This is a genomic window from Pseudoalteromonas sp. CH_XMU1449-3 (assembly GCF_037027245.1).
GTDB lineage: Bacteria > Pseudomonadota > Gammaproteobacteria > Enterobacterales > Alteromonadaceae > Pseudoalteromonas > Pseudoalteromonas shioyasakiensis.
The window spans coordinates 1-14,512 of sequence record NZ_JAYMDY010000035.1; the positions used below are offsets into that span (position 1 = coordinate 1).

General features: G+C 41.9%; 9 protein-coding genes. 7 read left to right on the forward strand and 2 right to left on the reverse strand.

All coding sequences use genetic code 11. The features are described from left to right. Positions 1-164: 164 nt before the first annotated feature. Complete coding sequence (gene purU / locus WA256_RS20555) at positions 165-995, reverse strand: formyltetrahydrofolate deformylase (protein ID WP_335993225.1); 831 nt, start codon at positions 993-995, stop codon at positions 165-167. A 340-nt stretch (positions 996-1,335) separates the two neighbouring features. Here purU and WA256_RS20560 point away from each other — a divergent pair, with 340 nt between their 5' ends. Next, positions 1,336-2,697 (forward strand): hypothetical protein, encoded by a 1,362-nt coding sequence (locus WA256_RS20560; protein ID WP_175078417.1) that lies wholly within the window; start codon positions 1,336-1,338, stop codon positions 2,695-2,697. A 105-nt stretch (positions 2,698-2,802) separates the two neighbouring features. Next, the gene (locus WA256_RS20565) at positions 2,803-5,406 is read left to right on the forward strand and encodes a DUF2339 domain-containing protein (RefSeq protein ID WP_335993227.1); all 2,604 of its coding nucleotides are present in this window, start codon (positions 2,803-2,805) and stop codon (positions 5,404-5,406) included. A gap of 23 nt (positions 5,407-5,429) precedes the next feature. On the opposite strand, the gene WA256_RS20570 is transcribed toward WA256_RS20565, so the two are convergent. Continuing rightward, positions 5,430-8,870: a PAS domain-containing hybrid sensor histidine kinase/response regulator gene (locus WA256_RS20570; RefSeq protein WP_269407442.1), complete on the reverse strand. Its 3,441-nt coding sequence runs from the start codon at positions 8,868-8,870 to the stop codon at positions 5,430-5,432. Between the two features lie 387 nt (positions 8,871-9,257). Between WA256_RS20570 and WA256_RS20575 the strand changes: the two genes are divergently transcribed. From WA256_RS20575 to WA256_RS20595, 5 genes are all read left to right on the forward strand, one after another. After that, positions 9,258-9,521 (forward strand): DUF4212 domain-containing protein, encoded by a 264-nt coding sequence (locus WA256_RS20575; protein WP_054551160.1) that lies wholly within the window; start codon positions 9,258-9,260, stop codon positions 9,519-9,521. Between the two features lie 10 nt (positions 9,522-9,531). Continuing rightward, positions 9,532-11,256, forward strand: a complete 1,725-nt coding sequence (locus tag WA256_RS20580) for a sodium:solute symporter family protein (RefSeq protein WP_054560886.1) — start codon at positions 9,532-9,534, stop codon at positions 11,254-11,256. Between the two features lie 119 nt (positions 11,257-11,375). Next, a complete protein-coding gene (locus tag WA256_RS20585; RefSeq protein WP_335993230.1) occupies positions 11,376-13,214 on the forward strand; it encodes a DUF294 nucleotidyltransferase-like domain-containing protein in 1,839 nt (612 codons plus the stop codon). A gap of 8 nt (positions 13,215-13,222) precedes the next feature. Beyond that, positions 13,223-13,846 carry a 3'-5' exonuclease gene (locus tag WA256_RS20590; RefSeq protein ID WP_054560884.1) on the forward strand — a complete coding sequence of 208 codons (624 nt, stop codon included), beginning with the start codon at positions 13,223-13,225 and terminating at the stop codon, positions 13,844-13,846. After that, complete coding sequence (locus WA256_RS20595; protein WP_062564848.1) at positions 13,843-14,304, forward strand: methyltransferase family protein; 462 nt, start codon at positions 13,843-13,845, stop codon at positions 14,302-14,304. The genes WA256_RS20590 and WA256_RS20595 overlap by 4 nt, the downstream gene beginning before the upstream one ends. Positions 14,305-14,512 lie beyond the last annotated feature (208 nt).

Consider the following 14,512-nt stretch of genomic DNA (forward strand, 5'->3'; position numbering starts at 1 on the left):
ACGAGTGCTTTCTTCGAAAGCAGAATGAAGAGCTTGTTCTATATTCACAAAAAAAATCCGTAGTTAGTTGCCTAACTACGGATTGTGCATGATCATTCTGATCGGTCAACTGATCAACTTCTTAACTGATCAGCATTAGCCACTCAGCCTCTTCATTTTATTGCTTAAGCGAACACCACGGTTCGATTTCCATTGATAAACAGTTTATGTTCAGATGCGAGCTGCAACGCTTTACAGAACACAGTTTTCTCTACATCTTTACCCATTTTTGCCATCATCTCTGCGGTATCAGCATGACTGACATGCGTCACATCTTGTAAAATAATCGGCCCTTCATCGAGCTCATTATTAACAAAGTGAGCGGTCGCGCCAATAATTTTTACACCGCGCTCAAATGCCTGATGGTAAGGCTTTGCGCCAATAAAGGCTGGCAAAAATGAATGGTGAATATTAATAATCTTACCTTCAAAGCGTGCCACAAATTCAGGGCTTAAAATACGCATATATTTAGCAAGGCCGATGATATCAGGCTGATAGCTGGCAATTAAATCACCGACTTGTTGATCATGCTCCGCACGGCTTAAGCCTTCGTGCGATACCACATGAAATGGCACATCAAAGCCTGCAGCCAGTGGCGCTAAGTCGGCGTAGTTGGCAATCACAGCCAGTACTTCGATGTTTAATGCTTTTTCGAATTGCTTTAGTAATACACCACCTAAACAGTGCGCTTCTTTAGTGGCAAGCAATACCACTTTCGTTTTTTCGCTGCTGTGCAGGGCAAGCTCTGCGCCATCAGGAAGTAGCTCAGCAAGGCTTGGTAAAAAGTCATCTGAAATAACGCCGCTTAACTCTGTACGCATAAAAAAGCGTTTAGCGTCTTTATCTACAAATTCGTTATTACGTGTAATGTTTAAGTTATGCTGATGACAAAGGCCGGTGATCTTGGCAATTAGACCAACATCATCATCGCATTGTGTGGTTAAAATCGTGTTCATAGTCCTCATTCTAATCCCGTTTGTGTGAACACCATTATTTGCTAATTTTTTTGTGCTGCATAGCGCAAATTTAACTATCTAATAATTTATCTGATTTGATTGCATAAGCGCCTAAAATGTAATCATTATTTACTTTTCGTGTAAAAGTAAGCTGCTTTCACTATAAATGTGATTTTCTGTCCATAATTATGATTAATTAAGTGCTTTTCTACATCATTTTCTACACTTTTTAACCTTATCGTAAGTAACTGTAAGTGAAGGTAATAGTTTGTAAAAAATAGAATTTTTTCGCACTATTCGAGTCAGAATGGGGTATTACAAACAATAAGGAAAAAATTCCATGAAAAGCACTCTGCTTAAAACAATTGTTGCCTCAAGTTTGCTTTCGGTACTGGCTGCCTGTTCAAGCGATGACAGCAGCAGTAGCAACAGTGGCTATGTGCAACTGTACAATGGCTCTTACAACAGCCCATACACACGTTTATTTGTTGATGACACTGAACGTTCGGGGGCAGATTTTGGTGATGTATCAACCCGTCATAACTACAGTTCGGGGGAGTATGAACTCAGTTTTGAATATGTTGATGCCAATGATAGTTATATCACCATCGACGAAGAAACCATCAAAATTAAAAATGATCAAACTCAGTTGCTAGTAATGAACGGTGATTTTGCTGAACCAATTTTTACTGAGCTCAGTGTGCCGACGTCAAGCGATGAAGATGAATTCAATGTTGGCTTTTTTAATATCGTTGGTGAAGATAACCTTTACGATGTATACGTTGCTACTGACGACGGGTTATTTGATACCGCTGAGTTATTAATGACTTCGCAATACCTCGTTGAGCCAGAATTAGCGACGCTTGAGGAAGGTTATTACACTATTTATATTACCGCTAGCGGCAGCACTGATGTGATTTTTGAATCACCAACCGTGTACTTTAATGATGAAGCAACGTACATGGCGATGATCCGCCCAAGTTATGCAACAGAAGAAGATGGCATTACGCTTGACGTCGTGACGGCAAGTAGTTCAGTCACACAACTAAACCACCAAGACGCGCAAGGTCAGCTGCGTTTTATCAATACCATCGATGATTACACGCAAACCCAGTTTAAAGTAACCCGAGGCACAACGGCGACCAACACCGAAGTTGTTAGCAACGATAGTTACTCTGAATACATGAGCATGTCACCAAATAGTTATAGTGTCGCTATGTTAGACGAAGCGGGTGACACAATTGTCGATAATTTCTTAATGACATTAGAGCGTGAGCAAAGTGCGGTTGGTCTTTTCTACAATGATAAAGATTACGGCCCTCGTATGATGACCATTGAAGAAAACCTAACTCCAAGCAGCTACAGCCACGCAGTTACTGTGGTTAACTTAATTGATAGTTATGCAGGGCAAGAGATTGACGAAGTTGATGTGTACTTCACCCTCAATGGTGAAACGGTTGAAGATACTAGCAATGTTGTTGAAGGGTTAGATCAATACGACCAACAAGAGCAGGTGGTTGATAACGAAGTTTATACAACCTATGTGGTGTTTGAAGATAACGGTCAACAGATTGTGCTCTTGCAACAAAGCGATATGGATTTTACCGAAGAGGGTAACTATATCTTAGTGATTGAACACGATGAAACCACAGACTCAGGTTTTAAAATGACCTTAGAGCGTACGGTGACTGAACAGTCTTAACCGGCTAAAACGCAATATCGTTGTTTATTTACTCTTGCTAAGTGTTTATTGTATAAACAATTAAGGCTTATGCTTTTTTGTTTAAAGCGTACACAAGGAGAGAGTATGGATGGCGGTATTGCGTTACTAGTATTACTAGCACTAGTTGTTGTAGGTGGCTCACTTGCGGGTATTTTTGCCTTTTTTCAACTCTCTAGTTTAAAGCGAGAAGTAGCTGCTCTTCGAGTCAAACTTAACGCGACATATACCCATCATCCACAAGAAAATACTGCAAACCAGTTTGATAATTCAAACGCCGATCTGACTGACACAGCAAAATTTGAACCAGAGCCTGTAATCATTAGTAAGCCGATTGAGGCTACTAGTAAAAAGCCAGAGCAAACAAAACCCAAGCCTGCGACTTTAAATCTGCTAGTAAGCCAACTCGTTACACAAATCAAAGCCAATTGGTTAACTTGGGTAGGAGCGGTTGCACTTGCCTTTGGCGGTATCTTTTTAGCCCGCTATTCACTGGAGGCAGGCTTATTATCTGAAACCATGCGACTTACGCTTGGCGCTATTTTTGGTTTGAGCTTAATTGTTGCGGCGGAGGTTTTACATCGCAAAGGTATTATCTTTGATGGGTTTAGCAACTATATTCCCGCGGCGCTGGCAAGTGGTGGTTTTATTAGTTGTTTTGCATTGACCTTGCTGGCCTACAGCCATTATGGCTTACTGCAAGCTTTACCTGCATTTAGCATTTTAACCTTGGTTTCTGTAGCAGCAAGCTGGATGGCACTGCGTTTTGGTCCTGTGCTAGCAGTCATTGGCATTATTGGCGCCTACAGCGTGCCGGTTTGGGTTAATACCGGGAGCAATGACTTTATAGCACTGCTAACTTATGTTGCTTTTGTTAGTGTATCGGCTTCGCTAGTTGCTCATTACGTAAAACGGCATTGGTTGTGGTATCTGTTATGGGCGGGTCATTTAGGCTGGTATTACCTAGTTGCAATGAGTGCAGCTAAAAACCTGCATTGGTTTATTAATCTTTATGCTCTATTTAGCATCCTATTGTTAATTGCGATTCCACGCCTAGGGCTGAGTATTAAACAAATAGAATACCGTCCACATCGCTTTAAAACACTACTTAAGCAACTGCCCGACAACCCTCTGTTGATAGCTGTTGTCGTACCACTTTATCTTTTACTGATGAGCAGTAACCAACTGCTTACTTGGCAGCTTAGTATGTTGTCGTTAGTGGCTTTACTGCTTCTTTTGGTATTAAAAAACAGTGCATGGGATCACTGGCTGATACTAGCTGTTGTGAGTGTAATGTGTTTGCTCACAGGGCAATACAATTCTGTTGATTACTCTGAGCAGCTTTTTGTATTTCGGCAAAATTACGGAGCAGGGCTGTTTTTTATTGCTTTGTTTGCGGGTTATGGGTTTTTGTTTGGTCGTAAATACCCTAAACGCTTAGGTTTTGCTTTACTTGCTTCACTTTCAAGTTTTGTGATTATTAGTTGCTTATATGTCATCACTCCCGAACATGCCTTGATGACGGCGTATCCGGTTTGGTGCTTTGTATTACTGGCACTGTCTGCTTGGTTATTTAAGTTATCAATTAATAGCACAAGTCCAATGCGGGTATTTAGTTACTGGCTTGGCGGTAATGCCAATATTAGCTTAGCGTTAACCATGCTCCTTGAAGGCAGCAGCTTGACCTTAGCGCTTGCTGCGCAAGTGTTGTTGATCAGTTTTTATGTCAATAAACAGTCACTCAGCATACCTACTTGGCCGCTTAAGGGCTTAGTTGGCGCTTTACTAGTTAGGTTAAGCTTTGCACCTTGGTCAGCTGATTACAGTGGTGCGTTGCTGCTCGGTGTGCCCTGGAGTTTGGTTGTATACCCAGTATGCGCTTGCTTATTTTACTTTGCAGCGAGGCACTGGCAGCAGCAATCTGTTCGGGTGTGGCTAGAAGGTGCAACGCTTCATTGTATTGCTTTATTTCTTACCACAGAGACGAGCTATCAGTTGGTGGGGCACTACCCAGACTTTGAGAACTTGTCTGTGTATGAGCATATTTTATTAACCTGTAACTGGGGTATATTAGGTTGTGTTTATTTACTGCGTTCACGCTTTACTGCGCAATTGGCAAAACTCTATCAAGTAGCAGGTTTTGCGTTATTAACACTGAGTGGCTTACTAATACTGAAAAGCTTTACTGCTGTAAATCCGTTTTTTGAGCCGATAAATATAGGCAGTTGGCCGATTATTAACTGGTTACTATTACTTTGGTTAGTCCCCGCCTGTATTGCAATTTGGGCAAGCCAACTGACAAAATCTCAGCACTATTTACAAAAGCTCTTTACAGCACTTGCAGGTGTGATGAGTGTTTTATATATCAATGCGGAAATTCGCCATAACTGGCAAGGCGAGTTTATAAATATTGCTTTGCCAACTTCAGATGCCGAGCTTTACAGTTATTCTTTAGTTTGGCTTGTTATCGGTGCCTTGGTGGTTGTGGCGGGGCAGTTAAGAACCATTACGGTATTACAAAAGCTCGGCCTTGGCTTATTGGCGCTGGTGGTGTTAAAAGTGTTCTTGATTGATATGGCAAACTTAACCGGGTTGCTGCGGGCTATTTCGTTTATCGGCTTAGGCTTGTCGTTAGTTGGGCTTAGTTGGTTGTTCCAAAAATTTAAGGCAAAGCCTACTGCTTTGCCTTAAATCGATGTTGTTAAATACGTTGGTTAAGTACTGTGGTTAAGCAGTGCTTTGAGTTTTGCGGGCTTAACGGGTTTACTAAGGTAATGAATTTGCTCTTCTTTGGTTTGCTGTTTTAGGGCTTCATCACGCACCGCTGTGATTAAAATGGCAGGCACTGGACTTTGCCAAATTTCTCTTAGGGTTTTAATAAGGGTTATGCCATCGCAATCATGACCCAACTGGTAATCCATTAAGATAACATCGGGCGCTCGGTGCTCTTTGGCATAGGCCATCACGGTTTCAACTTGATCAAAGAGCTGATAATTGGCCTGCCACTTTTGCAATAGGCTTGCCATGGCATTAAGGTTTTCAGGGTCATCATCCACTGCAATAATGTTCATCGCACTGCGGTTCTCAACCCCTTTTTTAGGCGTATCTTTTTGTTGAATAAATTGGCTTTCACCATAAGGTACTTCAATACTAAAGCGGCTACCTTTGCCAGGTGTTGAACTTACATCTAAACGTAAAGAGAGTAAGTCGGCCATTCGTTTTACGACTCCTAAGCCAAGGCCAACCCCTTTGTTATCTCCCGCTTCAATACGGTAAAAGTCATTGAAGATTTTCGCTTGCTCTACTTCTGTAATGCCGGGGCCTGTGTCCCATACTTCAATCCGTAAATGATGTTTGCGTTTGCGACAAGCAATTAAAACTCGGCCACTATCGGTGTATTTAACCGCATTTGACACCAAGTTTTGAATAATTCGTCGTAAGTAAGTGATATCACTGTGAACGATAACTCCCTTTGAACGCACTGTCAGTTTTAAGCCTTTTTCGCTCGACATAATGGCGTATTCATTTTTCAGTGGGGCAAGTATGTCATCAATACTAAAGTGACGCGGAGTAGGGGTCATTGCTCCTTGCTCGAGCTTGGCAATTTCTAACAGCGCCGACATCAAATGCACCGTTGAATCTAAGCTTGCACCCAGCTTTTCAAAGTTATTTAAGTTGTTGCTCGAAAGGGTTTTATCATCAATAGCTGCAAGATATAGGCGCGCCGCATTCAGCGGTTGTAAAATATCGTGGCTAGCCAAGGCTAAAAATCGCGTTTTACTGTCATTAGCTTGCTCAGCTTCTTTTTTGGCTAAAGTAAGTGCTTGCTCAGTTTGTACTCGGCTATCGATTTGTGCTTGTAAATCTTTATTGATAGTACGGATTTCTTGAGTACGCGCTTCAATGCGGTTTTCAAGATCCATGTTTACTTCTTCAAGCGCATTTTGCGTTTCGATATGCGTGGTAATATCAGAGAAACTTGTTACAAAGCCGCCATCAGGCAGTGGGTTACCAATCATTTCGAACACTTGGCCATTACGGCGGTGACGAATAAAGTGATGGGGCGTGCCGTTTTTAAGATGCTGCACGCGCTTTTCTACATGGCGTTCAACTTCACCGGGGCCACATTCGCCGCGCTCGGCATTGTATCTAAGCACATCTTCAATTGGTTGGCCTACTTCAAGAAAGTCATCAGGGTAGGCAAACATCTCTGCGTAGCGCTTATTCCACGCCACTAAATTAAGTTCTTTATCAACAACCGAAATACCATGGCTGAGGTTTTCGAGAGAGGTAAATAATAAGTTTTGATTAAATTGCAGGGCTTGTGTGGTTTCATCAAAAAAGTTAACCACTTCTTCAAAGGCCATACGTTTACCAGAAGCAACCGTGTGGATCAGCGCTTGTGCTGAAGAGGCGCCAAGTACACCGGTTAAGGCGCGCTCACAATAAGCAATAAACTCAGGTTCTGGGTGCGCGTTGTTGTCATCTAAGTTATGCGACAACGCAAAGTGAGCCAGCACTTGCTGCGAGCGCTGCACACCTAAGAAGGTTTGTAGCAGTACTTTAAAATCGTAAACAGTGGCTTTTACGTTTTTATTTAAACGTCTGGCGAATACCGCTTGCTCTTTTGGATTAACAAAAGCAGCTGCTTGAATTTTATCAATTAAACGCTCATCTGCACCGAGTGAAAAACTTATGTAACAGCCAATATTGGCAAATAAGGCGATTAGGGTGCCACGAGTAATAAGTGTTTGTTGCAGCTCTGCGTTTAAGGTATTGCCTGCATCTAAAATAGGCAGCATTAAGAACAAAACCCAGCAAATAAAGCCTGCTAATAATCCGGCATAAACCCCATACGCATGGCCTTTTCGCCAGTATAAGCCGCCAACAATAGCTGGGAGTAATTGCGATACCAAAGAAAAGGCCACTAAACCCATACTAGCCAGCGCTTTACCATGGCCAAACCATTGCTGGTAGAAATACGACAAAATCAAAATGCCAGCAATTGTGAAGCGTCTCACTAACAGGATTTGCGACTTATAGCTGCTAGTAATCAGGTTACGTTTAAACTTACGACGCAGCATTAACGGCAACACTACATCGTTTGAAATCATGGTACTGAGCGTGAGTGTGGCTACAACAATCATCGCCGTAGCCGCTGATAGACCGCCGATAAATACAAAGGTCGTTAAAAAGGCGTTTTCGTGCATCAGCGGTAGGGCTAATACAAAGCTATCTGGTGAGAAGCCACTGCCAATGCCAGGGTGTATAGCTGCCGTTGCAATAGGGAAAATCATTGCAGCAGTCAGTAATAAATACAGGGGGAATGCCCAGCGGGCAGTATAAAGGTGGCGTTTATCTTGGTTATCGACCACAGTCACGTGGAACTGCCTTGGTAAACAGATAATCGCCGCTGCCGCCATTAGTGACTGGCCGATAAAGTTAAAGCTAAAAAAGTCGAAGTTCTGCCAGTGCTGCCAAATAGAGCCTGTTAGCTGCTCGGTTTGCACAGTACTTAAATTAAATAATGTGTATAAAGCAAGCCCAGCAACAGCCACTAAAGCCAGTAACTTAATCATAGATTCAAAGGCGACAGCGAGCATTAGCCCTGAGCGATATTCGGTTACATCGACTTTGCGCGTACCAAAGAATATCGCAAACATCGCCATAATGAGTGTTGCCGAAAGGGCCAGCACAGAGCCAGAAATACGATCGTCGTTTTGCAGTAGTAAGAAGCTGCTACTCAGTGCTTTTAATTGCAGTGCGATATACGGAATCGTCGCCAATAAAGCGATAATGGTTACCATAATGGCGGTGGTTTGCCGTTTACCATAGCGAGCTGAAATAAAGTCGGCGATGGTCGTAATATTTTGTTTTTTACTGACCAGTACTAATTTGCGTAAAAACCCTTGGCCAAAGAAAAAAAGCAACGCAGGGCCGATTAAAATAGGTAAGTAATTCCAACTGCTGGTGGCTGCTGTACCAACTGAACCGTAGTAGGTCCAAGACGTACAGTAAATCCCTAATGAAAAAGAATAAACAAATGGGTGGTGACTAATTCTTTTAGCAAGAGGAGTGGTTTTGTCTCCCCAATTTGCCAACCAAAACAACACGCCAATATAGGCGAGTGCAACAAATAAAAGCGCAGCTGTCATGTTTAAATTCAGTAATTATTGTAATAACACTACCTTACCAGAATTATGCGCGATTTCGATGGCAAGATTTTTTGCAATAATAATTAATGAAATACAAGTTCTTGAAAATTAATGAATAGTACTGTTTTATGTATCTTTATTAGACTAATGTCGCAGATCATTCGTTTTTACTATTTTCGCTATTTCGCAAATTTATCTTTATAGGTTAAGTTGTTGTTAATTATTGTTTTTTACCATCCATTAACAAATGGTGTTTTGCAGTTTACGTAAACGTAAGCTAGCTGTTACGACTATGGTCTCAATTCCATAAATCAGAACCCTTGCTAACTTAGTTAATGACAACTAATACCACTCATTACTTTCTTGTAATGCATAAGGGGATAAAAAATGGCTTTTAAAGATGAAGAACAAGCAAAAGCTTATTGGGCGGAAAACCTCGCACTGCTATTTAAATTATTAGCAATTTGGTTTGTCGTGTCATTTGGCTTCGGTATTTTACTGGTAGACGTACTTAACGAGATACGTTTCTTTGGGTTTAAACTCGGCTTCTGGTTCTCCCAGCAAGGCGCTATTTACACCTTTGTTGCTTTGATTTTTGTTTACGTTTTCAAAATGAATACGTTAGATAAAAAATATGGCGTAGACGAATAGGAGCTAAGCAATGGATGTTCAAACACTCACGTTTATTATCGTCGGTTTAAGCTTCGCGCTTTATATCGGCATCGCAATCTGGGCTCGTGCTGGGTCAACAAATGAATTCTATGTTGCAGGGGGCGGTGTACCGCCGCTAGCAAATGGTATGGCAACCGCTGCTGACTGGATGAGTGCGGCATCGTTTATCTCAATGGCGGGTATTATCTCGTTTGCGGGCTATGACGGTGGTGTATATCTAATGGGTTGGACAGGTGGTTATGTATTACTTGCACTTTGTTTAGCACCTTACCTACGTAAGTTTGGTAAGTTCACGGTGCCAGATTTCATCGGTGACCGTTATTACTCACAAGCTGCACGAGTTGTTGCAATTTTATGTGCCATCTTTATCTGTTTCACATACATCGCAGGTCAAATGCGTGGTGTAGGTGTGGTTTTCTCTCGCTTCTTAGAAGTAGATATTGAGACCGGTGTTTACATTGGTATGGTGATTGTATTCTTCTACGCTGTATTAGGCGGTATGAAGGGGATTACTTACACGCAAGTAGCTCAGTACTGTGTACTAGTATTTGCTTACCTTGTTCCAGCAATCTTCATTTCAATGATGATGACAGGTCACTTCTTCCCACAAACAGGTTTTGGTGCAACGCTTAGCGATGGCTCAGGACAGTTTGTACTCGATAAACTAGATGGGCTCAGTACGGAGCTTGGCTTTGCGCAGTACACCGAAGGCTCGAAGAGCATGATTGATGTATTCGCAATCACAGGCGCACTAATGGTTGGTACTGCAGGTTTACCTCACGTAATCGTTCGTTTCTTCACTGTTCCTCGTGTTAAAGACACGCGTATCTCAGCTGCATGGACACTTGTTTTCATTGCAATCGTTTATACAACGGCACCAGCTGTAGCGTCATTCGCTCGTGTAAACATGATTGATACAATTAACGGTAAAGACGGTAGCGGTACAGAGTACGCTGAAGCACCAGCTTGGGTTAAAAACTGGGAAAGAACAGGCCTAATCACCTTTAACGATAAAAATGGTGACGGCAAAATGTTCTACTCAGCAGGTAAGATTGATGATCCAAACAGTGCAAACGAAGTTAAAGTTGACCGCGACATCATGGTACTTGCAAACCCTGAGATTGCAGACTTACCAGCATGGGTGATTGCATTAGTAGCAGCAGGTGGTATCGCAGCAGCGCTATCAACAACAGCAGGCTTACTATTGGTGATCTCGACCTCGGTATCGCATGACTTATTAAAACGCACCTTAAAACCAGATATAAGTGACAAACAAGAGCTACTAGCAGCGCGCCTAGCTGCGATGATAGCGATTGTAATTTCAGCTTACTTTGGTATTAACCCGCCAGGATTCGTGGCCTCGGTTGTTGCCTTTGCCTTCGGCTTAGCAGCGGCGAGCTTCTTCCCAGCCATCATTATGGGTATCTTCTCTAAGAAGATGAATAAAGAAGGTGCGATTGCGGGTATGGTGACAGGTATTACATTCACAGCGGCTTATATTATCTACTTCAAGTTCGTAAGCCCTGAATTGAATGCACCTGCAAACTGGTTATTTGGTATTTCACCTGAGGGTATCGGTCTTATTGGTATGATTGTTAACTTTGTAGTTGCAGCTATCGTACTTAAACTAACGGCTGAAACACCAGTTGAAATCCAAGAAATGGTTGAAGGTATCCGTAATCCTAAAGGTTCGAGTGCAGCACACGCGCACTAATAAAACCATTTTATAAGAACACACTCTTGAAGTTCAAAAGCCCGACTTAAGTCGGGCTTTTTATTTATTTCAAACAGGGGTAGTGTAGATATTGTCTCTATTTTATAGCGAGAATGACCATGAATACCGAGCAACAGGAAGTCGCCCAATTTGTGATGCAGCAAACGCCATTTAATCAGCTTGATAGTGCTGCCAGTGAGTATTTTGTAAACCATCTCGATATTATTTATCTGACCCGTGAGAATCAAAATCAGTGGTTAAGTTCAGATAATCTCAGATTATTTTTAATTCGCTCTGGCGATTATGATTTAGTCGATCCAAAAGGCGATGTGATTACTAAGTTATCGAGTGGCGATTACTTTGGTTTTCCTTCACTGTTAACTGGCGAAGCGATTCAAAATAGCATTTCAGTGCAAAAGGAAGGCATTGTTTACATGCTAAACCAAGCGGCATTTGATTACTTACGCCGTGAGTATAAAGTGTTTGAGCAATACTTTGTTCGCGCCCACAAAAACCGTTTATTGTCGTCTCATTATAAAAGTCAAAACGACAGTTGGTCGGAGAAGAAAATTTGCGAATTGATGAATCGCAAAGCCGTTACCTTGGCACCAGATGCAAGTATTCGTCAAACCGCTAAAAAAATGAAACAACAGGGTGTTTCGTCGATTATGTTAACGGAACATGATCGCCTCGTTGGGGTTGTCACCGACCGAGATTTACGCAATCGCGTATTGGCCGATGAGGTTGACCCACAAGAGTCAGTAAGCAGCATCATGACGTGTAAACCCAAATTTATTTTTGAAAATAACCGCGTGTTTTCGGCGCTGCACTTAATGCTTAAGCACAATATTCACCATTTACCAGTGCTTGATGAACATCACAAACCGCTTGGTATGCTCACCAGTACTGATTTACTGCGTCAGCAAAAAAGCGACCCAGTACAATTGATTGGACGAATTTATAAAGCGCATAGCGTGGTTGATTTAAAACGTTATTCGCAAGAGATACCCGGTTTATTAAAAGGCTTTTCAAACAATATTGATGACATCTCCTTAATTGGTAAATTATTAAGTGGTTTAACCGATGCACTGACTTCGCGTTTGATCCGTTTGTTTCAAGAAGATAATGGCGCGGCACCAACCAGCTTTAGTTTTATTTGTTTTGGTTCACAAGCAAGGGAAGAACAAACACTGCATTCTGACCAAGATAATGGCCTGTTGCTACCTGATGATTTAACAGACGAACAGCAAGATTACTTTAAGCGCATGGGCGAGTATGTCTGTGAGCACTTAATTGAGTGCGGTATAAAACGTTGCCCTGGCAATATTATGGCGAGCAATGCACAGTGCCGTATGGGCATTAATGCTTGGACAGAAAAGTTTCATAAGTGGATCACCTCACCCACACCAGAGGCGATGCTCAATTGTAAGATATTTTTTGACCTACGTTTTATTGAAGGCTCAACCACCTTATATGCGCGCTTTTGTGAGCAGCTAAAACGCATTTCTAAAAACGACTTATTCTATGCGGCTATGGCCAGCGACATTAAAAATACGCCAGTGCCCATTGGTTTGTTTAATCAATTTAAATTAGAAACTGACGAAAAGCAGCATAAGTACCTCGATTTAAAAAAACGCGGTGTGGTGATCATCAACGACATAGTGCGTTTATATTCCCTCAAAGCGGGTATTCAGCGCGCTAATACGCAAGAGCGTATTGATGCGTTAATGAAGTTTTCGCTACTCAATAAAGATGACTTATATAACCTAAAAGACTGTTGGCGCTTTTTAACCCAGCTGCGTTTAGGTACGCAAATTAACGAAGAGGGATTGCCTAGCAACTGTATTAACCCAAATGCGTTGAATTCATTAGAGCGACATCAATTAAAAGAAGCATTTTATTTGGTTAAACAGGCACAGCAAGCGGCCGCATTTAAATTTGCTCGCGGTAGTTTATAGGAGGCGTTATGGTTAAACGCTGGTTAAGTCGGTATTTAGCACGTAAGCAACTCTTAGCAGCCGATGCCTATAAAGAGCGCTACGTAGTGATAGACATGGAATTAACGGGCCTTGACCCTCGCCAGCACGAAATTGTCTCAGTGGCGTGGGTAATGATAGAAGATCAGTGCATTAAGCTCAGCGGTGCGCAGCACTTAATAAATAAAGACGTGCAAAGCTTAGAACAAAGCCCGATTTACCACGGTATTGCAAAACAAGACATAGATACAGGTGAAAGCCTCGAAACCATTCTTGGCAAGCTGCATCAGCATTTTGGTGAGTGCATTTTAGTGTTTCATAACGCGGCACTTGATTGGGGGTTTTTAAAACAGGCCTGCAGAACGCTTGGCTTAGATGCAAAAGCGCGTTTAATTCTTGATACCTTTGTTATTGAAAAAAAACGCCTGCACCAGCAAGGCCACGAAATTGGCCACGATGATTTAACACTTAGCGAATGCCGTAAACGCTACAACTTACCGCATTACAGCTCGCACCATGCCCTTACTGATGCCATGGCAACGGCCGAGTTATTCTTAGCCCAGTGTCATCAAATTAGTCGTGGTAAGGCATTGAAAGTAGGGGAGCTTGTGTGAATCAGTTAGAATTAAAAATTCCTCCAGTCGCGCTGCTGCTGATCATTGCATTGATGATGTGGGGCACAGCTGAGTTGTTTACGAGTTTTAGCTTCTCGTTTTTTGTATCACCTTTTGTAGCACTACTCATAGCATTTTCAGGTGTGATGTTTGCTTTATTAGGGGTTTATCAATTTCGCAAGCAAGGCACGACCGTTGACCCTCGAATTCCAGAAAAGTCGGCGAGCCTTGTTACAAGTGGTGTTTATCAATTTAGCCGTAATCCAATGTATGTTGGTATGTTATTAATGCTAGTTGGTTGGGGAATTTATCTTGGTAATATTGCGAGTTTTATAATGCTGCCGGTATTTATTCTTTATATGAATCGATTTCAAATTATGCCAGAAGAAACGTTTATGGCAGAGAAGTTTGGGTCAGCATACCAGCAATACAAAAAATCTGTTCGTCGCTGGCTATAAAGGAAAAAAGTAAGATTGAGGTTGCTAACGCAGTTTTATTTACCTTGCCCTCTTATAAAAATGTCTAAGGTCGATTACCAAAACTGCGCCATCTAAAACATGCTAAGCAATTTTTATTTTGGCTGACCTCTTATAAAAACTCTTCAGGTCGATTACCAAAACTGCGCCATCTAAAACATGCTAAGCAATTTTTATTTTGGCTGACCTC

Coding starts and splice junctions, on each gene's coding strand:
- purU (WP_335993225.1), bottom strand. CDS start 995: ATGAACACGATTTTAACCACACAATGCGATGATGATGTTGGTCTAATT.
- WA256_RS20565 (WP_335993227.1), top strand. CDS start 2,803: ATGGATGGCGGTATTGCGTTACTAGTATTACTAGCACTAGTTGTTGTA.
- WA256_RS20585 (WP_335993230.1), top strand. CDS start 11,376: ATGAATACCGAGCAACAGGAAGTCGCCCAATTTGTGATGCAGCAAACG.
- WA256_RS20590 (WP_054560884.1), top strand. CDS start 13,223: ATGGTTAAACGCTGGTTAAGTCGGTATTTAGCACGTAAGCAACTCTTA.
- WA256_RS20570 (WP_269407442.1), bottom strand. CDS start 8,870: ATGACAGCTGCGCTTTTATTTGTTGCACTCGCCTATATTGGCGTGTTG.
- WA256_RS20575 (WP_054551160.1), top strand. CDS start 9,258: ATGGCTTTTAAAGATGAAGAACAAGCAAAAGCTTATTGGGCGGAAAAC.
- WA256_RS20580 (WP_054560886.1), top strand. CDS start 9,532: ATGGATGTTCAAACACTCACGTTTATTATCGTCGGTTTAAGCTTCGCG.
- WA256_RS20560 (WP_175078417.1), top strand. CDS start 1,336: ATGAAAAGCACTCTGCTTAAAACAATTGTTGCCTCAAGTTTGCTTTCG.